The following is a 26,259-nucleotide window of genomic DNA, read 5'->3' as shown; positions in this document are numbered from 1 at the left end:
TCCCTTAATCCATGCACTAGGTTATACTAATTCATATACTTTTTTGCATGAAATTGGAGGGTGAGTACATGTTTGGAAAGCTCCAAATTAATCGGTACTATTTTGGTAAACAAAGAGAGCAATTTTCTCTATCCGAAGACACTTATGATGGCTGGGGGATGCTCGCTGCCCAATCCGGTCGATTCTCCTACACTTTAGAGGGCGCTGAACAAGGGGAACGGATTGCCGAATTCGGGGAACTTGTTTTTTGCCAGCCAGGCCAAACGCTCAGGCGCCTTGCTCTTGAACCAATCTCTTTTCATTTCGCTGAATTCACGTTAGATAGTAGTTGGACGCTGCCAGGTAAAATCCGCATCAAGGATGTAGGTAGGCTCAGCTCCACCTTTCAATATTTGCAAGAATGGCAGGAAGAAGCGGATCATGGTGATCTTCATTGGGAGGTCGTTCATCATCTCATTGAAGACCTTCTTTTCATGGCAAATCGGGAGCAGCTCACAGCGCAGCGTAAGCGATCCGGAACGTCTGATCCCTTGATGAATCAAGCGGCTGCTTATATAGAAATGCAGGCTTTCGAACATGAACTGTCCTTGCAGGGGCTAGCTGTCACACTTGGTATTGGCGCATCTCAGCTTACACGGCGATTTCAAGCTGCGTATGGTATGTCACCTATTCGGTATGCAACAAAGGTTCGACTATCCCGAGCACGCTTGCTGCTGGCCGAAACGCCAGACACACTCGATGCCATTGCTGAGCAGTGCGGCTTTCAGAATGCTTTCTACTTCAGCCGTGTCTTCTCGCAGCAAATGCAAATAAGCCCTTCCGCCTATCGAAGGACATTCCGTGTATGAAACAGGGCCGCTGATCGTTAGTTCGAGCGGATCAGCGGCCAAATTAATCACTATGCCTTAGATAATGGAATAGTTAACCCAATCCCCTTGAACCCCACCCATTTTCTCAAAAAAATGTTGAGCTCGTTTATTATCAGGAGCCGTTATCCAAGACATATACGCATATCCTTGATCCTTTGAGTAACCTTGACATTCTAAAAACAGTTCTGATTCCACTTCTGTTCCTCTAAATGGCTCAATGACATAAAGGTCGTTCATGATGGCAATTTTGTCCGCTTTCATCGTACTAAATGCGAAGTATAAGGTAGCAAAGCCGACTAGCTTTCCATCTTGTTCTGCGACAAACTGTATACCTAATTGTTTCTCTAAAAGGGTTTGAATCAACTTATGTATTTTTCCATCGACTGGCCTAGGTTTCTGATAAAATCCTACGATGTATTCATACATTAATTCGGTCAAGCTGTTTTCATCATCAGGTTCTGCGTCTCTCACGATAAGTGGCATTAATAATTCCCTCCATTTTCGATATTGCATAATTATACAAATATATGAATTAATATTCAATGATAAATTTTGTATTGCCGTTATTCAAAATAAAAAAGAGAAGCCGCCACGATAGCGCGCTTCTCCACCAAAACTTTGATTCCATATAGGATGAACCTGTTAGTAGCACGTCCTTTTCACATTTGGAATACTATCATTTTCTGACTTCGGACTCCTATGCCAGCGGTTGCGCTCGTATCCACCATTTTAACGTTGCGATCTCCCGAACGCTTCCTCTCTAGGGAGGATGTAATATTTCCGCCGAAGATAGAATCCCAGTAGCGAGGCATTCCATCAATCGTACTCTCCATTCCTCCGTTCCTTAGTGGCGTATTCGGATCCTTCACCAACTCCCGGAAATCCGCATCGTCAAAATAGGATGTTCCGATGTTCCCTTGCCCTGAATAGACTCTCAGGCTTGCGTAAACAGCTCCTGTCGGAGCAGTTTGACTGATTCCGAGCTGCTTCCATTGATTTAAGGTATTATTAGTGGCTGTTGGGAAAAGGATGAGTGTGTTACTCGCGTCCCAAAACTCCAGATAAAGGGACGAGCTGGCCTGTGCATTGTAAGAATACACGGAAGCCTCATAATCTTTGCCAGGCGTAACCGAGATCTTCTGACTGCGCAGACCAACGGATGCCGTACTGCTATTATCCGTTAACTGTACGCTGTAAACTGCGCTGTGCACGGTGTACGTTGAAGATGTCACCGTCCCGCTCATAACGGACCAGCCAACAGGCTTTCCACCAGAAACCTGCTCGAATCCACTGTTAGGAAGAATCGGCAGCGGGTCCGCTTTTGCTTTTCCGGGAAATACCCGAAAATACCGAAAGCACCATTAAAAAAGACAGGAAAACAGATAGAAACTGCGAACCTCTAAATCGATACATTAATTACCATTCCTTTCTAACTAAAATTGGAATAATCGTTATATTATAAAGCGCTTTCATTTTATGACTTCGTTCATTATAAAGTCTGTGGAGGGACAAAGATATGCATTCGTTTCAACAAATTGTCTACAAATTCAATATGGATCTAAAAGTCATTCTATACTTTCTGATTAAATCAAAAAAAGGGCTGCCACAGCAGTCCCCTTAACATTCATTCATGAGCGTGACCTTCATCTCGTCATCATTTCGCATACGCGTATTTGCAATTTAACATGCTCTTAGTCCTTCTTCAGCCACTGATCTAAAAATAAATACGCCATCATGCGAATTTCATCTGGAAAGTCATCACAATCATGATCCGATCTCCCGTTCAACAAGCTGTTCCAAACCTGTTTCTGCAGAACGGTATACAGCTTCCAGAGCAGCTATGACGCCTCGCGCATACGCTGGAGAGCAGCTTGTTTCCGAATGGTCTCGTATGGCCGTGAGCAAGTCGGAATACTGCAATTCGAATGGAGTAGCCATGTTTAATGTTTCCAGCTTCTCATACTCAGCGCCCCGGCTCATCCATAAACTTTCACCGGTTACTAGTTTCAGCATACCACCCGTGAATATAATCTCCGTTTCATTGCGTGATGCCCCTAAGTAACCCGATTGAACAATCGTCGCAGGAATCCCTGACGTAAGTTCCAGATAAATCATACCGCTGCCTTCTACATTGCCCCTGCTTCCATGATAACTCACAGAAGATCTTAATTTACGGACTGTACCATCTGTCAGCCACTGAATTTTATCGATAGAGTGCGTACCCAAATTGGCCAGAATGCCTCCGCCTGATTTCTCTTTTTCGAGAAACCACTGCGGACGCGAGTCTTGAAAATAATTCGTATGTCTGACATCATGAATCATGACGAGCTTACCCAATTCTTCGCTTTGGATAATCCTTTTGGCCAGAATATTTTCAGCAATATAGTGCTGAGTATGTCCTACCAAGATGCGAATATCCGCTTTACGTCCAGCTTGAATAATCTCATCGCATTCCGCTACGGACAAAGCCATAGGTTTCTCCAGCATCAAATGACAATCATGTTCCGCTGCAAACACGGCTGTCTCTTTATGCAAATAGTGAGGCAATGCGATGACCACCACATCCGGTCTTTCCTGTTTGATCATTTCCCGATAATCGTCATAGGCCTTTATTTCATAGAGCTGGGCGATTTCATTCGCTTTATCGAGATTGATATCTACAACCGCGCAAGCTGCAAATCCTGTCGTTGCTCGGATAGCATCAAAATGTTCTTTGGCTATAATACCCGCACCAAGCACCGCTACCCTTAATTCAGCTTTTTGCATGGCCGTTTCATCCTTTCCCGATTCTACAAATATACCTCTAAACCGGTTTCACGACTTTCATTTGCGGCTTCCAAGAATCGCATGATCTGCAGTGTCTCTTCCATGTCGATATCAGGTGTTCCTGTTACAAACATGCTCATAATTTTCTCTATTAAGCTGGCATAATACGGTTTCGGATGTCGATATACATCGATAAACTGCGTTTTGGTTTCCCTATGCAGCAGGGCGCCAAATTCTGAGTTGCCTTTGCGATTACCGCGAATCGTACCGATGATACCATTTTCCCAGACGCCGGTAATGAGATCATACTCTTCATTTGTAACGGCCGAAACCTTCACACAACCTTTACCCAGCGTTTTAAAAAGCATCTCAGCCGTATGTACGCCATACCAGTATAGCCCCGGCTGTGTGGGTTGCATAGTCAGCGGACCATAACAATCCATGCCGATAATGCTGCCGCTTTCAGATTTCAGGAGCGTCTCCGTCAATTCTTCGGCATAACGAAGCGATGAACAGCTCATCATCGTTATGCCGTTCAGCTGTGCTAGTTCCACAATTGCCTTCGCATCGGAAGAAGAAAGAGCCATTGGCTTATCGATGAAAATCGGTTTGCGATAAGCAGCGATGCGACGAAACTGTTCGAGATGAACTCGAGCGTCGACCGACACCATTAGAATGGCATCGCAAGCATCAGCCACTTCCTCCGGCGAATCAACGATTTTCACACCATACTTGTCGCGAACTTGCTCCGTAAACCCCACCACGCGCGAATAACTCATCTCAAAGTCGTCTGAACCACTTGGAAATGCAACCGTCACTTCCCCGCCAGGCACATAATAAGCATGGTTCTTATCGTTTAGCAATTGCGTAAATGCGGGAGCATGCGATGAATCGAGTCCTATAATACCAATTCGAATCGGTTTACCAGACATCATCTGTAAATCCTCCATTCAACAATCAATCTGCTAACCATTCGGACAAATGCTTCTTAACAAATTCATCGTCGTTCAATTTCGGATAATCCCGATAGACACGGTCAATTTCCTCCATTTGTCCGTTAGACAGCTCTTCCTCTGGATTCAAACACCAACGCCCCTCCAGAAGACCTTGTCTCCTAAGCACCTCATGAATCCCGGCTATACAGCCTGCAAACCCATTCGCTGTATCAAAAAATGCCGCATTGGAATCCGTAACTTCTATATTGCGAGTCAACCAGTGGGAATTTAGACTTTCATCGTTTCGTACAAGCTTAATGGCCTCCAAGAGTTCAACAGCCTTTTGTGTCCAAACAGACCAATGACCCAACAAACCGCCAACTATTTTTTTCTCAACCTTGTTTCCATTAACGACAAAATGGTAAGTGGTCAGCAGATCATTCACAATATTATCGTCATTGCCTGTATACAAAGCGATTTCATCTCTCCGCTCGGAATTACATACGGCACGCACGACATCTATCGTTTGATAACGGTTAAACGGTGCCATTTTGATACCAGCCACGCCAGAGATGTTCGCAAATTCTTTCCAGAAATCGTAGCTTAATACTCTTCCACCGACAGAAGGCTGTAGATAAAAGCCGAATACCGGAATGATCTCCGCGATTTTGGCAATTCGCTTCAGTAAGTCCTTCTCTGTCCAACTCTGAAGTCCTCCCATGCTGACTAAACCGAGATCATATCCGAGACCCGCCGCTGTTTCCGCTTCGTAAACGGCTTGCTCTGTTGGGCCGCAGATACCGGCTATCTGAAGGAAGGGCTTGGATAGCTTGGCATTCTTAACTTCTTCGGATGCTAATCTTAGCACCTTTTCGAACAGATTATGCTCCTTGTCCCTGATCTCAAACTGTGTCGTATGCACAGCAACTGCGATGCCGCCCGCACCAGAAGACATGTAATAACGTGTCAGCGCTCTTTGTCTGCGTTCATCCATCTCCCTGGCAGCGTTTAAAGCCAGCGGATGTGCGGGAATAACCAATCCCTCGTGCAGAACCTTGTTTTTTTCTAAACTAAGCGGTTTAAAACTGCTCATCTTTAATATTTCCCCTCCCTCTCTTGGAAATGGGTTGGTTTATTCCACGTATGACCATCGGCCAAACACCACTCCGCGGTCCATTCAATCATTTGCTGCAGGGAAACTTGAGGATAACCGAACAATTGATGAGCTTTTGCAGAATTGCTCAATAAAGCAGTTGGCGATTCTTCTCCAACAAAGATAGGTTCCACACCAAATCTTTGGCCAAACATAGTTGCCGCCCAACGCATCGATAAAGTTTCAGGACCGGATACATTCAAGAATGTAGGTGGGGAACTGGATATATTCAAGGAACGAATAGCCATTTCATTAGCATCCCCTTGCCAGATACAGTTCACATTTCCCATGGTGATGTTGATAGGTTTTCCTGCTTTAACCGATTTAGCTATTTCCAAAAGCACGCCATAGCGTAAATCCACCGCATAATTCAGTCTGAAAATGGTCAATGGCGTATTATATTTACGGGAAAAATGTTCAAAAATCCGCTCGCGTCCCAAACAAGATTGGCCATATTCTCCGATCGGTCCTGTCGCCGTATCTTCTGTAGCTCCTCCATGAGCCACTGGTGTGAATGGGTACACATTCCCTGTAGAAAAAGCGACAATACGAGAGTTTTTATATTTTTCCGCAACACGTCCTGGGAGGTAGGCATTCATTGCCCATGTAAAATGTTCATTTCCCATCGTGCCAAATTTATTTCCCGCCATATAAATAACATTCTTCACATCAGGAAGCTGCTGAAGCTGTTGATCGTTCAATAAATCAACGGAGATCGTTTCAACACCGTCTGCTTCCAGCTCCTGTTTTAATCCTTCGGAAGAGAACCGCGAAGCGCCAATCACCTTTTTATTTACACCGGCTTCTTTGATAGCGTTCATGGCTAACCTAGCCAAACTAGGTCCCATCTTACCGCCAATACCAAGTAACAGAATATCCCCATCGAGTGCAGCAATATCATTGATTAAAGCGGCCGAAGGCTGAGCTAGCTTTGTTTCTAATTCATGGATTGTTTTCATGTCGTTCTCCTCTCGATTTTCAAGTCTACATCCCTATTTTAATGAGCCGACACATTAAAAGACAAGTCTTTAAAATGTCTATATATAAACAGAAGGATAGGACGAATCCCTTCCATCTCACCTTAGCTCCTCATACTTTCATCCAGGAACGCAAACTCGAAAATTTGCCGTGGACGGCCTTTCGGCATTTTCTCCATACCGCTAGTCCGGACTAAACCTGTATCCGACCATTCCAACAGCAATCGATGAGTGCTTCTAACCGTAATGTTGAACAGCAAAGCTAATTCTTGAACGTTATACTCTTTCTTTCCGGTACGGGCATAGGTTACAAGTAACCTGCTTAAGTAGGAAGAGGTCATATTGGCGTTCTCTGCTTTTTTAATAAAGTCAGGATTCACCAATTCCAAATCTTTCACCTGGGCATCCACCATCTCCAAAGGTCCAAGTATGCCTCTGTCCTCTCTAACAATAAAGCATGAGTTGCCGTTAGCCTCCTTTGATTTCCGCAAGGCCGATCTCGCATTCGAACCCGCTTCATTGGCCGTTCTGCCGAATCCAACACCGATACTTAACGTTAACTGATAGGATCTATAGATTTCTGATGCCAGAGGAACTCTTTTGTATCCAGCCGTTTCTTGTTCAAATATCCCCCTGGTTGTAAAAAATAAGTATTCATCTCCTCCCAGGTGCGTAAGATGACCTCGTAAAGAATCCACATAATCCAGTAAAATTCGGTGAATATTGAGCTTCAGCTTTTGAATTTCATGCTCCGAGTTATGGCGATCGACGATTTTGCCAAAACCATCCACATTGATCAGGCCTACTACGATCTGAGATTCCTTACTTTTCCTCGCATCCGTCGATAGAAGCGCTCTCTCCAGAGCAACAACGATATCCTGTGTGGTTGGGACCATCCATTCATTCGGGATACCTAAATCATTTAATTCAGCCGAAATTGAATTGATGCCGGTGAGTGCTCCTGACACCAGACCCTTGTTAAAACAATCTTTATGGAATTCCAACAGTTGTTCTCTCGTCGGGTTGCTTGCCTCATCATAGCAAATGATTTTCAAATCTTGTTCATCGATTTCTTCCAAGAATCGTTTTACCATGACTGGAGTTACCGTATCTACACTTATTGCATGACCAACCATACTCAAATTAGCATTTACGTTTGCAAGCTTTTTTTGGATGTTGTAAAAAGCCTTATATAATCCAGTTTCGTTATATCGGACATAATGAACAGGTACTACCGATTTCACTTTCTCTAGAACTTTCCGGTAAGGGACAGGACCGCATAATAATAAGACTTCCACTTCATTCTTTATTTCATCTGATAAATTTGGAGTTTCCAATTCATTTTTAGAATACCTGACAACGGGTTCAAACGTGGGGAAATTTTTGATTACTTTGACAATCCTAGACACCATATCCTTGGGTCCGACAATGCCAATCTTAACCCCAGCGCTCGCGCTGCTGCGAACTAATATTTTTCCTAAAGTATCAATGGGAGATCCCTCGCTTTATTTTCATTTATTTCAACATAGCTTGAATTCAAACACCCGACTTTAACCCAAAACAACCTTGCGCGAAAGCTCTGTGCGCAAGGCCGAAGGATGATCTGAATCGGATTGCCAAAGCAAGAGCGGATCCACATCACAGTAATTATCAGAATACTGCGCAAACTCAACTTAAATATAACGCAGATAGGCCTCTGCCTTCAAGCAAGGTAACGCTTCCGTATGAGTTAGGCAGATTACATCTCTTTTCCGAAGACTTTCACAACATAGAAGCTGGGCAGCCCTTTGGATACATCGGTCACAACAATGCGTAAATACCTGATCCCTGATTCATGAAATTCATCCATGCCCATTTCTTGTCCCGTTTGTCTTTGAGAAGCCACCGCTTTCCAATGGATATCATCGGATGATACTTCGACTTGATATTCATACTCCGTATTATCACTTTCCCAATAGATCTTACAGCCATCCAACTCGAAAAACCCTTCAAGATCTACCTTCCACCACCCCGGCAGGTCATTATTTCCAGCACTCCAACGCTCGCTCCACCGATCAGCAATGATATTGCTAGTTGCTTGACTCGCGCTGCATCCAGGAAGCTCAGAGCTGGCTGTCGCCGGTTTATTGACCGCAACATCTGTCCAGTGTTCCCAATATCTAGATGATGGTGGCGAAAAGAAAGCAATCTGATCTACCTCATATTCCGGTTTTCGATCAGGTGGTACTTGTGATTTCCCTGGTACAAATGGCTTAGAAATGGGCTGCGATATGATTTCTACAGTCGCCGATTTCAATCCATCTGACTCCGCAAGCAGTGTGATTAGGCCTGGTTCCTTCGTCGCACGAATGAGAACCCCGATGGCTCCCGCTTCCGCTTCTACGGGGTTTGACCCCACTCTACTGTCTCCATCACCGACAATTTCTGCCGGTCCAGTCAATTGGAATGCTATCTTATTGTATGCATCCGGAACTACGGTTCCATTAGCATCTCTCACATAAACATGAACCATGATTAAATCAGAACCATCCGCTTTCAGATCAACACCGCAATCATCTACAGATAATGTTAAATAATCCGGAGTCCCCGGCGTCATGACGGTATGCGTTGCTACGATAACATCATCAACAATAGCTTCAGCCATTAATTTTCCCGGCTCCCATTCAACCCCTTCGAAAATGAAAGGTGCATGCGGCATACTTCCATAGCTTGCATCTGGTTTCTTAACACCGAGAAGCCTTCCGTTCAGATAAAGTCTGATTCGTTCACAGTTGCAATAAATCGTAATGTCCCTTATTGAAGCCTGTGTCCAATCATTAGCAATGAATACCATTGGCGTTGAACGAATACCCGATATTTGTAAATCAGGTTCACTTTGGCTTTGGAATAGATAATAGCTATATTTGGGTAAACGATATAAATCCAGTGCGCCACAGGCAGCTATATTATCATAATATCCCCTGTTCGTATCAATCCCGGTCCATAGCGCTCCGCCGCTAAGTCCTTTTGTAGCTAGAATATTATTTAAAATGTCGGTGCGCTCTTTCGAAGACTGCAGCATGCCAGACTCGCCGCCTGGATAGAAATCTCTTGTCCCTCTTGAACATCTGAGATGAGTATGCCTCGGACCCGCCTGCTCCAGATAATGGTCTCCCCATTCCCTGATGAACGATCCCTGATGATCACGAAGTGCTGCTCCATAAACGACATCATAGTCAATGGCTGCAATTCTGTAATTGTCACAGGCTGCATAGCATTGATCACCCGGATATTCGGCATGTGTGACCTCTAAGGCTGTTCGTGTATATTGTTCACTATAATCGGTTTCGTTCAAGATAGGCTCCCACAATACGATACTAGGGCGATTCCGATGATAACGAATCATCTCACGTATATCTTGATAGGATCTTTCTTTAAAAGTATCGTTATCCCTGAACCACTGCCATCCAGGTGTCGGCACAATACACATCAGGCCTAATTCGTCACAGGCGTCCATGAAAGCCGGAGATTGCGGATAGTGTCCTGTACGAATGATCGTAAATCCACCTTCTCTAAGCTTGATTGCATCTCTTCTATGAAGGGAATCAGATAGCCCATCTCCTATATATACATATTCCTGATGTCGGTTGGCACCAATTAATTTCATTAATGTCCCGTTGATATGAAAGCCTTCACCATCAAATCGGATGTGCCGAATACCTATTTTTGTTTCATAGGAATCTACAACTACATCGCTATCATAAACAACCGTGTATACAGTATATAGGTAGGGATGATCCAGGTGCCAAAGCTTGGGTTCTAATACCATAATACTCTGAGTAAACGTATGATCCTTCTGTTGATCTATGTTGTGTAAACTGGGTGATACCCTACTAACAACTTCCCTATTGTCATTTACAATATAATGGGTCACTGAGCAAGCTTTAGGGATATCATATTCATTACGAATATGCGTTTGTATATTTACTTGAGCTTTAAGTGAACTAACATTCGAGTACGTGATGAATAGGCCGCCGCCAGCTTGTTGATTCGCATAAACGGCATCTGTGATATGCAGTTTATCCGTCGTATGCAGCCATACATACCGATAGAGTCCTCCATAATAGCAAAAATCCAATTCGCCTTGAGGTTTACCTGGTGGTACATCCGGCATATCGGAGTTGTCTAGCTTTACCACAATAACATGATCCGTTTCTCCATCAGCTGTAACGTAGTCCGTAATATCTAAAGTAAAAGGCAGGTAACCGCCGTAATGTGTCGAAAGATGTTTCCCGTCAATCCATACATCTGCCGTATGCTTCGCACCTTCGAATTCTACAAATATTTTTTGATCCTTATAGGCCTTATCCACATAAAAATGTCTCCGATACCAGGCGATTCCCAGATAGTTCAAGCCTCCACTGCAGTGTGCAGGTTCTACCCTCACTGTGTGAGGAAGGTGAACAATCTCCCAAGCGGAGTCATCAAAATCATCCGCTTCTGAACCTTGTATATCCCCCCGAAAAAAACGCCAATCCTGATTAAAACTTAATTTATTGCGATGAAGATCTTTTTCAAGTTCTTGGAAGATACCCAATTCATCTAGTGTATTCATGCCATACTCCTCTCAACTCATATGTCTATAAGTTAATTTTAAAGAGTAGTCGTATTAAAGACAAGTCTTTAAAAAGTCCTTATATGAGTTGAGGATGCTCCGTGAGCCGAAGCTAGTTGGTAGAGCCTGAGAAGGCGGAAATCGACTTCTCAATAGATGGTTTTGCGCGTCTGTGCGGAACAAGCGCGGAAAACGCGCTTATTCCGACGCAACCGAGTAAATAGGCGCGAAAACCGCGCTTACAGCGAGAGCTCCGTGAGCCGAAGCTAGTTGGTAGAACCTGAGAAGGCGGAAATCGACTTCTCAATAGATGGTTTTGCGCGTCTGTGCGGAACAAGCGCGGAAACGCGCTTATTCCGACGCAACCGAGTAAATAGGCGCGAAAACCGCGCTTTCAGCGAGAGCTCCGTGAGCCGAAGCTAGTTGGTAGAACCTGAGAAGCGGAAAGCGACTTCTCAATAGATGGTTTTGCACGTCTGTGCGGAATAAGCGCGGAAAACGCGCTTATTCCGACGCCACCGAGTAAATAGGCGCGAAAACCGCGCTTTCAGCGAGAGCTCCGTGAGCCGAAGCTAGTTGGTAGAACCTGAGAAGGCGGAAATCGACTTCTCAGTAGATGGTTTTGCGCGTCTGTGCGGAATAAGCGCGGAAAACGCGCTTATTCCGACGCCACCGAGTAAATAGGCGCGAAAACCGCGCTTTCAGCGAGAGCTCCGTGAGCCAAAGCTAGTTGGTAGAGCTTGAGAAGGCGGAAATCGACTTCTCAGTAGATGGTTTTGCGCGTCTGTGCGGAATAAGCGCGGAATAAGCGCTTATTCCGACGCCACCGAGTAAATAGGCGCGAAAACCGCGCTTTCAGCGAGAGATTGCCGAGCCGAAGCTAGTTGGAAGAACCTGAGAAGGCGGAAATCGACTTCTCAGTAGATGGTTTTGCGCGTCTGTGCGGAATAAGCGCGGAAAACGCGCTTATTCCGACGCCACCGAGTAAATAGGCGCAATAAAAAAAGGGGAAAGCTTTGCTTACCCCAAACCCAATAACATATAAATTCATATGAAGAAAAATTCCCGCTCTAAAGGAAATTGGAAGCAGGACTTTCATCATTGATTGCAGTAAACCGTCATGAGAACATGACGGCTCGTAACATTTACACTTGTTTATTTTTATATTGCGTAGGCGTAAATCCAGTGTGGCTCTTAAACAATTTGCAGAAATAACGGTAGTCGGAAATGCCTACTGCTCCGGATACCTCGTAAATTTTCATCGTCGTCCGTTCCAACAATTCGCTCGCCTTTTCCATACGTACGCGGCTCAAATAATCTGAGAAGTTCTCGCCGACCTCCTGTTTGAACATCTGACCTGCGTAAGAGGGGTGCAGTTGAACAAGCTTAGCAAGCTCTGCCACCTGCACATCCTCCTTGTAATGCTCGCGAATATAGCGAATCATCAGTTGAACTTCCTTGCGCACCGATGCTGACGGAAGAATCTGAGTGTTCAACCATTCGTTTACGGCTTGAATCATTTTTTCCCACCATCCGCAGTAATCCGTCCACGTTTCTAATCGATCGATTCCACTTAAACGCTCGACAACAGAGGCTGGAAGTTTTACAAACCCGGGGTGAAACATTTGTCGTGTCATGCGCAGCAGATCCTCTGGATGAATCGGGGGATTATAAAGCTTGGTTATGACAGACACGCTTTCTTGGAACGCTTCAGCATCCTCCCGCAGCATCGCTTTTACCACAGCAGCAATCCACTCACGGATCTGCTCCTCATCGAATCTCCGGAATGTCGACGCTTGTTTGCCTACAACAGCCGAACCCGGCTTATAGAAGTAAGCAGCTAGTCCATCCAGTCCTTCGCGTAACCCGTCGGCAATCTGCTTTATCGTTAAAGGTTGCTTGCCTAATTCCCGTACCGGGCCGACATGAATAAAGCTCTTAACCGAGTCGAAATCTCTTAAAGCCTCCAGTGCTGCCAAAGCCAGTTGGTTCATCTTGAAGCTTTCCAGAAGCTGTCTGGATCCGATCAGCAAGCACAACCGGCTTTGGCGTATAGGCAGCATCACCATCTGATTGCCTTCACCGAGCATGCGCGGGTCCAGTCTCTGCTCCAATGCTTCGCCTACTTGTCTTTGGAGTTGAACAAGCTCCTCCTCCGTTAGGTTAACTTGCTCAGATCCCGCAGGGATGCTCCAGCCTATAGTCAATCCTGCCAAATAACTGGCTTGGGCCACCCCTTCGAACCACTCTTCAGGAATCGTTCGGGCATGGGTACTTCCATCATCGTCCACCAACCGCTGCGTCCACTGGTGCTTCCTTGTCCATTCTTTTTCCCATTCCAACTTACGGCGCATCTCCAGCTTTTGGTCCACATCCATCTCCTGCTCAATCTCTTCAGCCACCTTGCGGCAAGCATCGAGAATTTGCTCGGGAGTCTGCGCCAGCTTGATCAAATAGTTATCCACACCTAGCTCAATCGCTTGTCGCGCGTACTCAAACTCGCCATAAGCAGTCAGGATCACAATCCGGATTCGCGGCCACCTCTTACGCACATAGGCAGCTAGTTCTAATCCACTCATATTCGGCATCGTAATATCCGTCAGCAGCAAATGCGGTATATCCCGTTCTATCATTCGGATCGCTTCTTCGGCTCCCGAAGCGGCTCCAATAAACGTAAACCCCGCATCCGACCAAGGAATCCGTTCGGAAAAGCGTTCACGTACCCATTGTTCATCATCCACCATCAGCAGCTTCAGCATGGCACTTTCCCCTTCCGCTACATTTATTTCTCTCGAAGTTCTCCTATCGGAAGACGAATCGTCACCGTTAGCCCCTCATCCGGCTCATTATGAAAATGCAGACCATACGGATAACCGAATGTCATGCTAAGCCGTTCTTGCACATTGCGCAGCCCCAGATTGTTCAATCCTTTATAAGGATTCGGCGTCCCCGTATCTTCCGTCAGCAAGGCAAGCTTCTCCGGAGCAATCCCTGGTCCTGTATCCGAAACCTCAAGCACTACACTATCGGTCTCCGTATTTTTCCCCGAGACAATGATATGATTAACCTCTTTTTTCGTGAGCCCATAGAAAATACTGTTCTCCACCAATGTAATCAGCGTTAGCTTCGGGATAGCCGTGTTAAAGTAGATCTCCGGGACGGCAATGTCCATCTCGAATACATCCCCGTACCTGAGGTTCATAATCTGAACATAGTTTTCCAATTGCCGAAGTTCATCCTCAACCGTCACAATATCTCCGACCTTGTCCGTTGAATATTGAAGAAGCCCCATTAGCGAGCGAATCATTTCACACATTTCATCCGTTTGTCCGGTTTCCCCCAAGCAGTATATCGCATTAAGTGTATTATTAAGAAAATGGGGGTGAATCTGCGATTGGAGCACCTTCAGCTCATGATGCCGCTTCTTCTCCTCCGCTACCCGCAAGTCATCAAACAAGGACTTGATATTGCCCATCATGCTGTTGAAACCGTCGGCAATATGCGTGAACTCATCATTGCGCTTCAGTTTGATCCGAGCTTCCAATTCGCCGCGCGCAGCTGCCTTGAATTGTCGGGTTATGGCTGTCACGGGCTTGCGGATGTAGTTCGTAATCCACACGGATACGATAACTGCCAGAATAATGGCGATTAGCAGCACTAACACCAGCTGTTTCTTGAGCGAGTCCAGCAAAGGAAACGCCTGCGATTCCTCGATGACGGAGAAAACAAACCAGTCCCAGCGATTTTGATTACTGCTAAGCACTGTATAGTTTCCAAAAGAAGTGTGAACGGTGTTGTAAGCCGTCCCGCTCGTCAAGGTTAAGGCTTGCAAGGCATCCTTCATTTCCAAATGATCCTGAAACGTCTTCGGATATGCGAGATACGTGTTCGTCGAGAGATAATCGCCTTGGCCCGTAAACAGATAAATTCGCCGCTGCTCGCCTTGAATAATCTGCGGACCGGTTAGCGCATTCAAATTCAAATCCAGCGCAACGACGAGGTTACTGTCGATTTGCTTAGAAACCGTAATAACTGAACGCTCGTTGATTGAATGTGGGGGACTCCACCAGAAGCCAGTTTTGCTTGTCTGCGTTTTAATTTCCTCGATTCGCTCGGGAGTGATATAAAATCGATATCCATAGGGAGAGCTAATCTTCACTTTGTCATATTCGATCAGATAAATACTATGAATCTGTTCTTGATGGTAAGTCATGATATTATCGATCAGCTCCATATAGTCGGCTTCGTCCATTTTATTGTATAGAACCGGATTAGAGAGAAAGATCAGTTGACTTTGTATGGAATTCATTAATGTTTTGATATAATTTTCAACCTGCACGACGGAGCCTTGCAGCACTTCTTCGTTATTTTGCCTGATGGGCTCGAAAAGCCGCTGGTATCCGAAAATGCCGATCACCAGAAAAAGTACGATTACGGATAAAAAAGTAAGGATAAACAGCTTGGTGCTGACACTGGAAGTGAAGCTTTTTCCTGTTATCCGACGAATCATGCAAGATCACTCCCCTATCCTATGAGGATACAGCAAAGCCCCCGATGATCGAGGGCTTGTGACTTTCAAATAGTATAGCATGGCCAATACTTCTTTGTACCATAATCTTTCATATTCAATCATATGCGCTTACCATTACCCCTTGACGGAACCTAGCAATGCACCTTTGACAAAATATTTTTGCAGGAACGGATAAATGATCAGAAGTGGTAATGTCGCTACAACAACTACAGCCATCTTGATCGTTTCAGGAGGCAGCGCGTCGAGGGCTAATGAATTAATCGACAGCTCAGAGCTGACATTCGGCGCTTGAATCATGCTTCTTAGCACTACCTGCATAGGCATAAGCGTTTTGTCGGAAATATAAAAGATACCTTTGAAATATTCGTTCCAATGTGTAACTCCATAGAACAAACCAATCGTAGCCATGATGGGTGCCGATAAGGGAAGGACAATGCGAAATAGTGTCTGTATATCACTGCAACCGTCTACTTTGGCTGCCTCCTCTACTTCCGCCGGGAGGTTTTCAAAGTACGTTTTGACAATCAATAAGTTAAAAGTGGAGACCATTCCTGGAATAACGAGTGCCCAGACCGAATCGTACAATCCAAGACTGCGAACCATAATGTAAAGTGGAATAATACCGCCGCTAAAAATCATTGTGAATACGAGCGCCATCAGGATAAAATTACGGCCTGGAACAGACTTCTTGGATAGCGGGTATGCCAGCAGTGTGGTGACCACAAGATTCAAAATCGTGCCTACAACCGTGATGAATACGGTAATTTTCAACGCCTGTGGAATACGTGCGCTTCCGAATATTTCTTTATAAGCCTGAAAAGTTAAATGTTCGGGCCAAATAACGAAACCGCCATTCTTCATAACTTCAATATAAGGAGTCAACGAAACAACAACGACATAGTACAGCGGAAACAACGTGACGAGGGCAAACAGGGTCAGAACGGTATTAATAGCCGCATCAGCAACCTTATCCCCTTTTGACTTTTGAAGTACGAATGACATCGTAATACCCCTCCCTTTCCAAAATGCAATCTACCATATGCCGGAACCCCCGACTTTCTTAGCCAGTTTGTTTGCACCTATAACCAAAATGAGTCCTACCAAGGATTTGAAAACACCCATAGCTGCCGCAACGCCAAACTCCAGACGCTCGAAGCCATATCGGTAAACCCATGTATCCACAATATCCCCGACATCATACACCCGGGCATTCAAGAATATGAAAACCTGATCGAAGCCTGCATCCAGTATGCCGCCGATTCTAATAATCAGCAGGAGCACGAATACATCACGGATACCAGGCAGCGTAATATGCCAGAGCTGACGCCAACGTCCTGCACCATCCACGACGGCAGCTTCATAAAGTTCCTGGTTGATGGATGCCAAAGCCGCCAAATAGATGATGGCTCCGAATCCGGTATTTTTCCAAATTTCTGAAAGTACCAACATCGGTCTAAAGAAATCCTTGTTCGTCAATAAATCAATTTGTCCCCAACCCATATCGCGTACAAACGTACTGATCAATCCGGAGCCTGGAGCAAGGAAAGAAAAAGCTAATCCATACACAATAACCCAGGATAGAAAATAAGGCCCGTAAGTAATGGTTTGTACCGCTCGTTTGAACCAAAGCACCCTCACTTCATTCAGCATAAGTGCCAGAATAACATCAGGCACCATGTTGCCCACAATTTTGTAAACACTGATTAACAGCGTGTTTCTCATAATTTGCAAAAATTCAGGATTATCGAAAATAACTCGAAAATTATCGAAGCCGACCCAGGGACTTCCCCAGATGCCCTTCATCAAGTTGTAGTTCTGAAATGCAATCAAGGTTCCCACCATAGGAGCATAATGGAACAGAATATAATAGACCAGTCCAGGTATCATCATGAGGTAGAACCATCTGCTGTGGTAAATGCTTCGTAGTTTACCTTGCCTCACAGGGCGTTTAGCTGTAGGTTTCTCTTTAAATGCAGTTGTGGTTTCCGCCATCGCCATATCCTCCTAGCCGTATCTCTGTTGGAAGGCAGAAGGAAACCCATGAACAACCCAGGGTTCCCCTCGATGCCTTGACATGTTTATTTAAAATCGTTCAGTTTCTTATCTTTCAGAACAGAGTTCAACTGTTTGGTATACTCTGTGAAAATTTCTCTTCCTTTGAACTTGGTCATCAGTTCTTCACGGTATTGCGGCCAATTTTTACCGCTCTTGTCTTCAAGAACTGCTTTGGCATGGAATTTGCTCATTTCTTTGCGGAAATCCCCAATATTGATGCCTGCAGGAGGAACTAAGCTTACTGGAGGCAATGCGTTATGTTTCGGGAATCCTTCAACTGTTTTCAGAATCGCACGGTCATGCTCGGAAACACGGGAATCAATCAGTTCAAATCCAAGTACATTAGGATCTTCCGGTGTAAATGCAGCATACACATTCAGCCAGTTACCTGCTTTAGCGATATCCGCTTCGAAAGCTGCAACATTTAAAGTTATCTTGTTGCCAGATTTCGTGTAGTGCTTACCTTCTTGCCCGAAGTGGCTCAATAAGAAGCCTTCTTCACCAGCAAGCCAGTTGACGATTTCCAAGGAACGCTTCACTTTGTCCGGACTCTTATCTGCTGTAGCTTTACTTATCAATAACGTGTCTGTAGGAACGTTGTATTTCCACATGATCGGTTTGTCTAGCGGGTAAATAGGCTGCCAATTGGCTTTTGGATCAAGAGCTTTCGCACGGTTTTGTACACTTGTTGCAACACTGTCCAGCGCCACTGTTTTGTCGCCTGGCGTGAAGAACATTCCGACTCTGCCTTGAGAAGCTTTATCCATATGAGCTGGCGGCTTGTTCAGGAACCAGTCGGGATCTACGATTCCAGCTTTGTTCCATTCCACCACTTGATCGATAACACCTTGTACTTTAAGATCCGTACGATTGTCTACATAGCTGTTGTCGACGATCATGAAGTCAGCCACAAAACCGTTGTTCAACCATTGCGGGAAGTCGAAAGGAAGATTTTGTCCGCTGCCTGCTGCTGTAAAGCCATAAGTATCCTGCTTGCCATTGCCATCCGGATCAGCTTTTGTGAACTGGGTTAATACGTTGGTCAGTTCCTCGTAATTTTTGGGAGACTTCAACCCCAGCTTATCGAGCCAGTCTTGGCGAATATACCAGGAAGCATAGGTGTTACGTGAAAAAGGCACCATACCGCGAGTGAACTCACCCTGTTTGAGTTGATAAGCATCTACTTCTTCTTTCGTTACCCACTTGAAATAATTAGGCATCGTTTCTTTCGTAATGAATGTGCTCAGGTTAGCGGTTATACCGTCGTTAATGTACTTTTGGGACTCGGCACCACCGGCGATGAATAGATCAGGAGCGCTTCCGCCCGCCAAAGTAGCATTCAACTTGTCATGATATTCTTTACCTGTCACCATATAATCGATTTTCAAATCCACGTTAAATTTCTCTTCAATCGCTTTTTTGACGAAATCTTTGTCTGCGGAAGGCAGTGTCACATTCCCCAAATTTCCATTCATGACGGACCAGTTAAGCGACAGCTTGGCTGGTTTAGCGTTTCCTGTTGCCTTTGGAGTTTCTGTAGTTGCTTTGTTGTCCGAGCATGCTGTAAGCGCAAACATTGTAGCTAGTCCTAGCACTACCAATTTTTTCATTTGATATACACCCTCCTGTTTATATACTGGCCGTAAACATTTACCCCCTGTAAAAGCTAAATGATGACGTTTACTTGACTTCATTATAGGTCCGCCCAACTAGCGAAACTAGCAGACTATTTCAAGAAATAGTGGTCATAATACAGAAATGACTCTTTAATTTACACAATAAAAATGCAGCCCTATGGACCGCAGTCTGATTTAACGTTCCTGATAAATTGTAATACGCTTTGTCATTTATTGCCATCATGCAATTCCATGATTCCGAGTTATTCGTTTCTAAAAGGTGTTTTTTCTGTTTTTTCGACATAAATTTGCTAGCCTACTGCATAAAAAATGGCATATAACAGAAAATACCAATAAAAAAGGAATGGGTGAAACACGCAATGCTGATTACGGATGCCAAGGACATTGAGGAATTAATCTCGCTCTCTAAACGGTCCAGTGACTTCATGATAAGTACGATTACGTTCACCCATCCTCCGCTGAAGATTTGTTATTATCAGACATTAATCGATGAGAAAATACTCCAACAGCATGTGTTCCATGCGTTGGAATCTCAGAAAGCTAGTAGTTTTGAACTTAAACATCTAGAAGAAATCAAAACGTACCTCCCCATTGACGGCATCCAAATTACAGAACAAATCGATGAAATCCAATCTAAGCTGCTTAAAGGGCATGCCATTATCCAACTGAATGAGAATGACCCGATATGTGCGTTAGTTCCGTTAACAAGTAAAGAAGGTATGCGCAAGAACAATGATACAGAGAATGAATTCAGTGTTGTCGGACCGAAAGTAGGTTTTGTCGAGGATCTGGACACGAACCTTCATCTGATCAGAACCCAGCTTAATATACCAAATCTGATTGTGAAGATAATGACGATCGGGAGCTTGTCCAAATCCAAAGTAGCCATTATCTATATAGATGGCATTACGAATAAAGAAAATATTGCTACGATAGAGCAGAGGTTAGGGGGTATCGACTTTGAAGTGGTGTTCGATACGGCGCAATTGGATCAGATCATTTCCGACAATTCACTATCCCCTTTCCCCTTATTTATCTCCACGGAACGCAGAGACCGGGTAATCTATTCCTTGATTTCAGGCCAGGTAGCGGTGATAAGCGATGGATCTCCCTATTTTATTACCGGACCTTCGACGTTGTATGATTTCTTCATCTCTCCAGAAGATTATTATTTACCATGGATGCTTGGTTCTTTTTTCAGGGTGATCCGAATCCTTGGCGTCGTATTCTCGCTCTTTGCATCAGCGCTATATGTGGCCATTACCACTTTTCATTACGAGGTGGTTCCGAGGGATCTGCTTGCTCCTCTTATTTTCTCAAGACAATTTGTACCGTTTCCTCCCATTATGGAGGTTCTTTTCTTGGAGATAACGATAGAGTTTCTTCGAGAAGCTGGGGCTCGATTGCCGAGCAAGATCGGTCAAACGCTTGGCATTGTTGGTGGCATTATCGTTGGACAAGCTGCCGTAGAAGCGGCTTTAACCAGTAATATTCTCATTATTATAGTCTCTTTATCTGCTTTAGCCTCCTTCGCAACCCCTATCTACAAGATGTCTAACACCATACGATTTCTTCGGTTTCCCGTGATTATCCTGGCCGCTTTATGGGGAGGCTTAGGCTTGTTTATCGGAATCTGTTTTATACTCGTTCATATCACTCGGCTTAAGTCCCTAGGAAATCCTTATACAGTACCTTTATATCCTTTGCAGGTAACAGACCTGAATGACAGTTTCATAAGATCCTCTTACGAAATTACCAATAAAAGGCCGAAATATCTGAAACCGGAAAACATTTTAAGATACAAGCCTAAAACTGCCAAAAAGAAAAGTGATTTTGATGAGGAGTGAGTTTGCATGAGAGGAGGATCTTCTGGTTATAGTTTCTATAAAGCCGTTATAGCTCTGACCTCCTGTTTTATTGTAACTTCCTGCGGCAGCCAGCAAGTCATAAATAAGATTAAGATGGTGCAAACCGCTGGTTATGATATGGCGGGCGAGCGTGTAAAATGTTCGATAATTTTCGCAAATTACAAAGAGAAAGGTAAAACGAATTTACAACTCATAGAAACGGAGTCCGATTCTGACTTTGATATGATACCAAGATTAAACACGAAGACGAATAAAGCTATTCAATACGGTCAGATGGGGATGGTGTTATATGGGAAAAACTTTGCGGAGCAAGGTCTCGGCCCCGTCTTAGAAAGTTTCTATCGAGACGCCAGGATTTCAGGCCGAGTCCAGCTGGGAGTATCCGAGATGGATGCTTCGGAAATGCTCGCTGTCGCAAACAAGTCACAGGAAACTTTGTATTTAATGAATATGATCGAACAGAATATGAAATCAGGCAACTTGCCACAAATGAACTTTAAGACACATCTGTTTAATTTTTATGGTGAAGGACGGGACTTTTTCTTGCCTTACTTCATATTCGAGCGTGACGACATTAAGATTGATGGGTTAGCCTTGTTTAAAGATGATAAATTTGTAACCAAGGTGGGGAATCGGGAAGCTTTTATTCTGAAACTGCTAACCGAAAACTCTCGAAACGGAAGCTTACTGATGCCACTGAAAGGGTCAAAATCAAGGCCTCATGATTATGTGCTAATGAAAAGCGTAACTTCGAAAGTTAACTATAAATTCATTTCTATGGAACCAGTCCCCTCCATATTCATACAGCTTAAGTTAAAGGTAGCTGTCAAAGATATCCCAGATTGGTTGCACTTGTCATCGAAAGAAGAATTTTCACTTTTTGAACAGCAGCTGGGGGAATACATAAAGGAGGAAGTTGACGACTTCATTTCGCTTTGTAAGTCGAAGAAGGTGGATCCGATCGGCTTTGGTGACTTTATCAGAAGCAGGTCCAAGTCTTGGAACGAAAAGGACTTTCAATCCTCTTATCCTTTGTTAAAAACGAAGATAAAGGTTGACCTTGCCATTGTTCAAAGCGGTGTCGGTCAGTTATAAGCAAAGTTTGCATATACAGGGAGGACTAGTCCATGAGTAGTGCAGTAAATGACAAATTTACCGTTTCTCCTTTTCTGCTCTACTTTCTGCTCTACGTGAGTATAGTAGATGTCGGCATGATGAGTTTTCAACGCGAATTAGTGAATGATGCAGGATACGATGCTTGGATCTCTGTCCTTATTACGGGAATTAGCATTCATATCATTGTCTGGATGATGTACAAGATTTTTTCCAACCAAAATCAAACGAATGCAAGTATTCTCTCCATGAACTGTGCCTGTTTCGGCAAAATGATCGGAAACGGGTTGAATCTTGTGATCATTCTCTATTTCATCCTCGGTGCATTCGTTACGTATAGAACGTACATTGAAGTCATTAATGTTTGGATATTTCCCACGATGCAAATGTTACCCCTCAGTCTGCTTATTCTTGTTATCATTTATTATACGGTGTCTGGAGGCTTCCGAACCGTTACAGGGATCTGCTTCTGGGGGGGCATCAGTATATTTTTATTTATTGCACCGTTAGCTCTCCTGATCGCACCATATATGCATCCTCAAAACTTATTACCATTATTTAACCATTCAGCCGCGCAAATCCTTGAATCTTCAAAAACGATGGTACATCAATATTTAGGAGTCGAGGTTTTACTAGTCGTGTACCCTTTTATACAGTTACAGGCTAAGTCGCAAAAGTGGGCGCAGTTAGCTGTGCTAACCTCGACCATGTTGTATCTTTTGATCTTGGTGGTTGCATTCATGTATTTCAGCCAAGGTCAGATCTATAAAACGATATGGCCAACACTTAATATGGTCTCAATACTTCAATTTCCGCTTATGCAAAGATTGGAATATCTCGTTATCTCTATTTGGTTTATCAAAATGCTTGGCAATATTTCAATAAGTTTGTGGGCTGCTTGTCACAGTTTGAAACTTTCTTTGCGGACGAAGCCTCGTACCAGTTTGATTATTTTTCTGGTGTTATTCGTGATCATACAGTTGTTCGTCAAAGATCGAAACAGTATTAGAGTGGTAACTACAATGTATGCGAATGTAGGGTTTTATTTCATCTACATCTATGTTCCGATTGTGTTTATCATGACTTTGGTTAGGAAAAAACGCAAAGTGACAAAGCAAGGGCAGCCTACTTCTAGCCGATGATGAACTTATTAACTAGGCTGAATACAATCAAATGCAAAAAAAGCTAGCCTGTTAAGGTTAGCTTTTTGACTGCTGACTTAGCCACATGTCGTATTCTAGAAGCATCGGACGAAAGCGCGAGAACCCATTCTCGAACAAGGACCGATATTGCGCGTTTCTTAAAGGATCAGGCACGTAAACTTGTGACTCTTGGGCTGGTAAAGCATCTATAGCTTCCTCGAAAGAAGCGTACACTCCAGAACTTACACCCGCCATTAAGGCTGCGCCAAGCAGTGTTGCTTCCGGTAAATTCGAATGCTGCAGCTCGATGCCGGAGACGTCTGCTTTTATTTGCAGCCAGTGTCTATTCTTGGCGCCCCCACCTACAACAATCAATTTGTTGATGGGCTCTCTCCCTACTTTTTCGGCTTCCTGCCGCAGCCATTCCATCTGGTAAGCGTTTCCTTCCAATATGGCCTTGAACATCTCGCCTCGACTATGACGCGTAGTAAGTCCAATCCAGCCCGCCTTTGCCAAGGCATTCGGAGAAGGCGCACCGCAGCCTGACAAATAAGGATAGTACAGGATACCGGTCGGAGAAGGAGCAACCTGATCCAACATGCCCAGAATCTCCGAATAAGATAAATCTCCTTTATCCAATAGATCCCGCAGCCATTCGATGGAGCCACCGGAAGCCGAGTGACCGCCCATCCAAAACATGTGATCCGGCAAAGGATGGCGTCCAAAGGCAAGTCCGGAACAGTAATCGGCTTTCCCAAGCGCCCTTATGCCGAAATGCCCCACCAACGTTTCCGCAGTGCCCATGGAATTATAGACACGACCAACCTCTGGCTGACCAATGGTCAAGGATGCACATACATGATCGTGCCCGGCAAGACAAACGGATGTTTCAGGTCTTAAACCAAGCCCCAGGCTTACTTCAGGCAGTACGGTTCCTATAGAAGTTCCCGTTGCAACAACAGGTGGAAAATGACTTTCCTCAAGTCCAAAATGCTGGATTAGCGGCAAATTCCATACCCACTTATCCATGCGATACACGAATGTTCGGGCAGCGAGTGTTTCCTCTTCCGCAAATTTTCCTGTAAGTAAGTATGCGACAAAGGAGGAAACGGATAACCAAACGCTGCCTTCAAGCGCCTCGGGTTGCGTTTCCTGTATCCAAAGCAGCTTCGACAGCCCTTGCTTAAAAGACGGATGAAGTCCGCTTTGGCAAAACTGCTCGTAAGTATCAATTTCACTTTTTATCCGCGCCTCATACGGTACGGCACACGTCTCAAACCAAGGAATAATCATCGTCTTGGCTGCGCCCGTTTGGCGATCCACAAGCAGCCCGCTTTCAGCCATACTGGTTATGCCCACTGAACGAATAGAGGGAATGCCCGCTCCAATTACCACTTCGTTGATAAGATCAACCACTGTGTTCCACAGATACTGCGGATTATAATAAACATAACCCTCTACATGCTCGTGCTTCCGGTTAGCCCTAATTGCCGTAGCCAGCAGATTTCCATTTTCGTCAGCTACTCCTGCTTTAATGTTCGTTGTTCCTATATCCAGAGCTAAAAACAAAGTAGCCACCTCATCCTGAGAAAGTTCCCGCAGTCACAATCCGATGGTAGGAGCCGCGTCCCAGCGTACCTTCCCTCATGACCCACGGAGCATCGAAAAAGAGCCGCTGCTCATCCAATTCCGCCAAATGGTTAACGCTTCCAGATAGAAAGTCTTGAATTCGCTGTTAGGCCGTCTCCAGTCGGGATAATACGCCTCCGTATCTGATGTCAATAACTTCCCAACCGAATGGTGTGTTCTCGGCTAACCATATACCAGGCGTTTCATCAAAGGCGTTGAGGGCTATAAAATCGTCCCAATTTCCTCCGGTACAGAATGCAAAGCGTTCAGCCAGCTTCGCCTCATCCACCTTCTCCGAATAGCCATGCTCCGCAAAAAGCTGCATGCCGGCTAAACCGGTAAACACACTTGTCTCTGCGCCATTATCACCCCACATGGTAGCAAAGACATCTCGAACTCCTTCCGATTTGCAAGCGTTCAATGCGGCTAAAGTAGTAGCCATCATCTTGCCGTAATTGGGAGCAACACTGCCCCAAGTCCAAATGCCACCGGCAAAAATAGGATCTGAGCCGAAAGCTCTGTGTTTCTCAATAAACGTACGGTAAAAGGCTTCGTTATCATGGTAATAATCCCAATAGACGTACTGCACATTCTTTGGCATATCTGCTATAACATCCGGTGAAATATGGCCGTTTAAATCGTAATAATTGCCTGTTATTGAGCCTAGGCGGAAATACATGTCACTCCAAATCATCGGTGAAAGTCCGAACTCACCACAGATATCGACAACATGCTTCAAGTGTTCATTCATGATATCAAAACGTTTGCGGTAGCCGTTCTGCTCCAGATAGCGTCCAAGTCCAAGCTGATGGGCTTCATCCATCCCAATATGAATGTTTTTACTGCGAAACGGAGCCGCCGCCGCCTCAATTAAATGGCGGATAAACGTGTATGTTTTCTCACTGCCAACTAACAAAATATCACTGGTATCGCGGATATCACCAGCGTTATGATAACAACGTCTTTGTTAGCTAATACGGGAATACCCGC

19 protein-coding genes are annotated in these 26,259 nt (G+C 44.6%); 4 read left to right on the top strand and 15 right to left on the bottom strand.

Annotation, left to right across the window (positions count from 1 at the left end):
• Positions 1–68: 68 nt before the first annotated feature.
• The gene (locus QFZ77_RS17275; protein WP_307441334.1) at positions 69–848 is read left to right on the top strand and encodes a helix-turn-helix domain-containing protein; all 780 of its coding nucleotides are present in this window, start codon (positions 69–71) and stop codon (positions 846–848) included.
• Between the two features lie 57 nt (positions 849–905).
• Here QFZ77_RS17275 and QFZ77_RS17270 read toward each other — a convergent pair whose 3' ends face one another.
• From QFZ77_RS17270 to QFZ77_RS17210, 13 genes are all read right to left on the bottom strand, one after another.
• On the bottom strand, positions 906–1,352 hold the full coding sequence (locus QFZ77_RS17270; protein ID WP_307441333.1) for a GNAT family N-acetyltransferase: 447 nt from the start codon (positions 1,350–1,352) through the stop codon (positions 906–908).
• A 176-nt stretch (positions 1,353–1,528) separates the two neighbouring features.
• The gene (locus tag QFZ77_RS17265) at positions 1,529–2,173 is read right to left on the bottom strand and encodes a carbohydrate binding domain-containing protein (protein ID WP_307449587.1); all 645 of its coding nucleotides are present in this window, start codon (positions 2,171–2,173) and stop codon (positions 1,529–1,531) included.
• A gap of 460 nt (positions 2,174–2,633) precedes the next feature.
• The gene (locus QFZ77_RS17260) at positions 2,634–3,635 is read right to left on the bottom strand and encodes a Gfo/Idh/MocA family protein (protein WP_307441330.1); all 1,002 of its coding nucleotides are present in this window, start codon (positions 3,633–3,635) and stop codon (positions 2,634–2,636) included.
• A 23-nt stretch (positions 3,636–3,658) separates the two neighbouring features.
• Positions 3,659–4,570: a Gfo/Idh/MocA family protein gene (locus QFZ77_RS17255; RefSeq protein WP_307441328.1), complete on the bottom strand. Its 912-nt coding sequence runs from the start codon at positions 4,568–4,570 to the stop codon at positions 3,659–3,661.
• 22 nt (positions 4,571–4,592) lie between these two features.
• Positions 4,593–5,663 carry a dihydrodipicolinate synthase family protein gene (locus tag QFZ77_RS17250; RefSeq protein ID WP_307441326.1) on the bottom strand — a complete coding sequence of 357 codons (1,071 nt, stop codon included), beginning with the start codon at positions 5,661–5,663 and terminating at the stop codon, positions 4,593–4,595.
• Between the two features lie 2 nt (positions 5,664–5,665).
• On the bottom strand, positions 5,666–6,682 hold the full coding sequence (locus QFZ77_RS17245) for an NAD-dependent epimerase/dehydratase family protein (RefSeq protein ID WP_307441323.1): 1,017 nt from the start codon (positions 6,680–6,682) through the stop codon (positions 5,666–5,668).
• Between the two features lie 122 nt (positions 6,683–6,804).
• Positions 6,805–8,037, bottom strand: coding sequence for a GTP cyclohydrolase IIa (locus QFZ77_RS17240; protein WP_307441321.1), 1,233 nt, complete (start codon positions 8,035–8,037; stop codon positions 6,805–6,807).
• Positions 8,038–8,438: 401 nt separating this feature from the next.
• The gene (locus tag QFZ77_RS17235; protein ID WP_307441319.1) at positions 8,439–11,294 is read right to left on the bottom strand and encodes a glycoside hydrolase family 2 TIM barrel-domain containing protein; all 2,856 of its coding nucleotides are present in this window, start codon (positions 11,292–11,294) and stop codon (positions 8,439–8,441) included.
• Between the two features lie 1,145 nt (positions 11,295–12,439).
• Positions 12,440–14,053, bottom strand: coding sequence for a response regulator transcription factor (locus tag QFZ77_RS17230; protein WP_307441316.1), 1,614 nt, complete (start codon positions 14,051–14,053; stop codon positions 12,440–12,442).
• A 23-nt stretch (positions 14,054–14,076) separates the two neighbouring features.
• Positions 14,077–15,804 carry a cache domain-containing sensor histidine kinase gene (locus tag QFZ77_RS17225; protein ID WP_307441314.1) on the bottom strand — a complete coding sequence of 576 codons (1,728 nt, stop codon included), beginning with the start codon at positions 15,802–15,804 and terminating at the stop codon, positions 14,077–14,079.
• Between the two features lie 135 nt (positions 15,805–15,939).
• Complete coding sequence (locus QFZ77_RS17220) at positions 15,940–16,827, bottom strand: carbohydrate ABC transporter permease (RefSeq protein WP_307441311.1); 888 nt, start codon at positions 16,825–16,827, stop codon at positions 15,940–15,942.
• A gap of 30 nt (positions 16,828–16,857) precedes the next feature.
• Positions 16,858–17,817 carry an ABC transporter permease gene (locus QFZ77_RS17215; protein WP_307441309.1) on the bottom strand — a complete coding sequence of 320 codons (960 nt, stop codon included), beginning with the start codon at positions 17,815–17,817 and terminating at the stop codon, positions 16,858–16,860.
• Between the two features lie 86 nt (positions 17,818–17,903).
• The gene (locus tag QFZ77_RS17210; RefSeq protein ID WP_307441308.1) at positions 17,904–19,490 is read right to left on the bottom strand and encodes a type 2 periplasmic-binding domain-containing protein; all 1,587 of its coding nucleotides are present in this window, start codon (positions 19,488–19,490) and stop codon (positions 17,904–17,906) included.
• Positions 19,491–19,876: 386 nt separating this feature from the next.
• On the opposite strand from QFZ77_RS17210, the gene QFZ77_RS17205 reads away from it, so the two are divergent.
• Genes QFZ77_RS17205 through QFZ77_RS17195 form a run of 3 tightly spaced genes read left to right on the top strand, consistent with a single transcriptional unit; the run spans position 19,877 to position 23,640 of the window.
• Positions 19,877–21,364, top strand: coding sequence for a spore germination protein (locus QFZ77_RS17205; RefSeq protein WP_307441306.1), 1,488 nt, complete (start codon positions 19,877–19,879; stop codon positions 21,362–21,364).
• A 6-nt stretch (positions 21,365–21,370) separates the two neighbouring features.
• Complete coding sequence (locus QFZ77_RS17200) at positions 21,371–22,480, top strand: Ger(x)C family spore germination protein (RefSeq protein ID WP_307441305.1); 1,110 nt, start codon at positions 21,371–21,373, stop codon at positions 22,478–22,480.
• Between the two features lie 32 nt (positions 22,481–22,512).
• Positions 22,513–23,640 carry a GerAB/ArcD/ProY family transporter gene (locus QFZ77_RS17195; protein WP_307441304.1) on the top strand — a complete coding sequence of 376 codons (1,128 nt, stop codon included), beginning with the start codon at positions 22,513–22,515 and terminating at the stop codon, positions 23,638–23,640.
• A 57-nt stretch (positions 23,641–23,697) separates the two neighbouring features.
• Here QFZ77_RS17195 and QFZ77_RS17190 read toward each other — a convergent pair whose 3' ends face one another.
• Both QFZ77_RS17190 and QFZ77_RS17185 read right to left on the bottom strand, forming a co-directional pair.
• Positions 23,698–25,209, bottom strand: a complete 1,512-nt coding sequence (locus tag QFZ77_RS17190) for an FGGY-family carbohydrate kinase (protein ID WP_307441302.1) — start codon at positions 25,207–25,209, stop codon at positions 23,698–23,700.
• A gap of 166 nt (positions 25,210–25,375) precedes the next feature.
• Entirely contained in the window at positions 25,376–26,185 is an 810-nt protein-coding gene (locus QFZ77_RS17185) for a hypothetical protein (protein WP_307441300.1), read from the bottom strand.
• Positions 26,186–26,259: the final 74 nt, after the last annotated feature.

It is taken from the genome of Paenibacillus sp. V4I3, from assembly GCF_030817215.1.
Classification (GTDB): Bacteria; Bacillota; Bacilli; order Paenibacillales; family NBRC-103111; genus Paenibacillus_E.
Note: the sequence above shows the minus strand (reverse complement) of the source record. Positions and strands in the feature narration are given on the sequence as shown.

Excerpts from the sequence above, each read along its gene's own strand:
- QFZ77_RS17215 (WP_307441309.1), bottom strand. The coding sequence starts at position 17,817 with ATGGCGGAAACCACAACTGCATTTAAAGAGAAACCTACAGCTAAACGC.
- QFZ77_RS17260 (WP_307441330.1), bottom strand. The coding sequence starts at position 3,635 with ATGCAAAAAGCTGAATTAAGGGTAGCGGTGCTTGGTGCGGGTATTATA.
- QFZ77_RS17235 (WP_307441319.1), bottom strand. The coding sequence starts at position 11,294 with ATGAATACACTAGATGAATTGGGTATCTTCCAAGAACTTGAAAAAGAT.
- QFZ77_RS17195 (WP_307441304.1), top strand. The coding sequence starts at position 22,513 with ATGAGTAGTGCAGTAAATGACAAATTTACCGTTTCTCCTTTTCTGCTC.
- QFZ77_RS17225 (WP_307441314.1), bottom strand. The coding sequence starts at position 15,804 with ATGATTCGTCGGATAACAGGAAAAAGCTTCACTTCCAGTGTCAGCACC.
- QFZ77_RS17210 (WP_307441308.1), bottom strand. The coding sequence starts at position 19,490 with ATGAAAAAATTGGTAGTGCTAGGACTAGCTACAATGTTTGCGCTTACA.
- QFZ77_RS17205 (WP_307441306.1), top strand. The coding sequence starts at position 19,877 with ATGCTGATTACGGATGCCAAGGACATTGAGGAATTAATCTCGCTCTCT.
- QFZ77_RS17275 (WP_307441334.1), top strand. The coding sequence starts at position 69 with ATGTTTGGAAAGCTCCAAATTAATCGGTACTATTTTGGTAAACAAAGA.
- QFZ77_RS17255 (WP_307441328.1), bottom strand. The coding sequence starts at position 4,570 with ATGATGTCTGGTAAACCGATTCGAATTGGTATTATAGGACTCGATTCA.
- QFZ77_RS17245 (WP_307441323.1), bottom strand. The coding sequence starts at position 6,682 with ATGAAAACAATCCATGAATTAGAAACAAAGCTAGCTCAGCCTTCGGCC.
- QFZ77_RS17220 (WP_307441311.1), bottom strand. The coding sequence starts at position 16,827 with ATGTCATTCGTACTTCAAAAGTCAAAAGGGGATAAGGTTGCTGATGCG.
- QFZ77_RS17230 (WP_307441316.1), bottom strand. The coding sequence starts at position 14,053 with ATGCTGAAGCTGCTGATGGTGGATGATGAACAATGGGTACGTGAACGC.
- QFZ77_RS17250 (WP_307441326.1), bottom strand. The coding sequence starts at position 5,663 with ATGAGCAGTTTTAAACCGCTTAGTTTAGAAAAAAACAAGGTTCTGCAC.
- QFZ77_RS17200 (WP_307441305.1), top strand. The coding sequence starts at position 21,371 with ATGAGAGGAGGATCTTCTGGTTATAGTTTCTATAAAGCCGTTATAGCT.
- QFZ77_RS17270 (WP_307441333.1), bottom strand. The coding sequence starts at position 1,352 with ATGCCACTTATCGTGAGAGACGCAGAACCTGATGATGAAAACAGCTTG.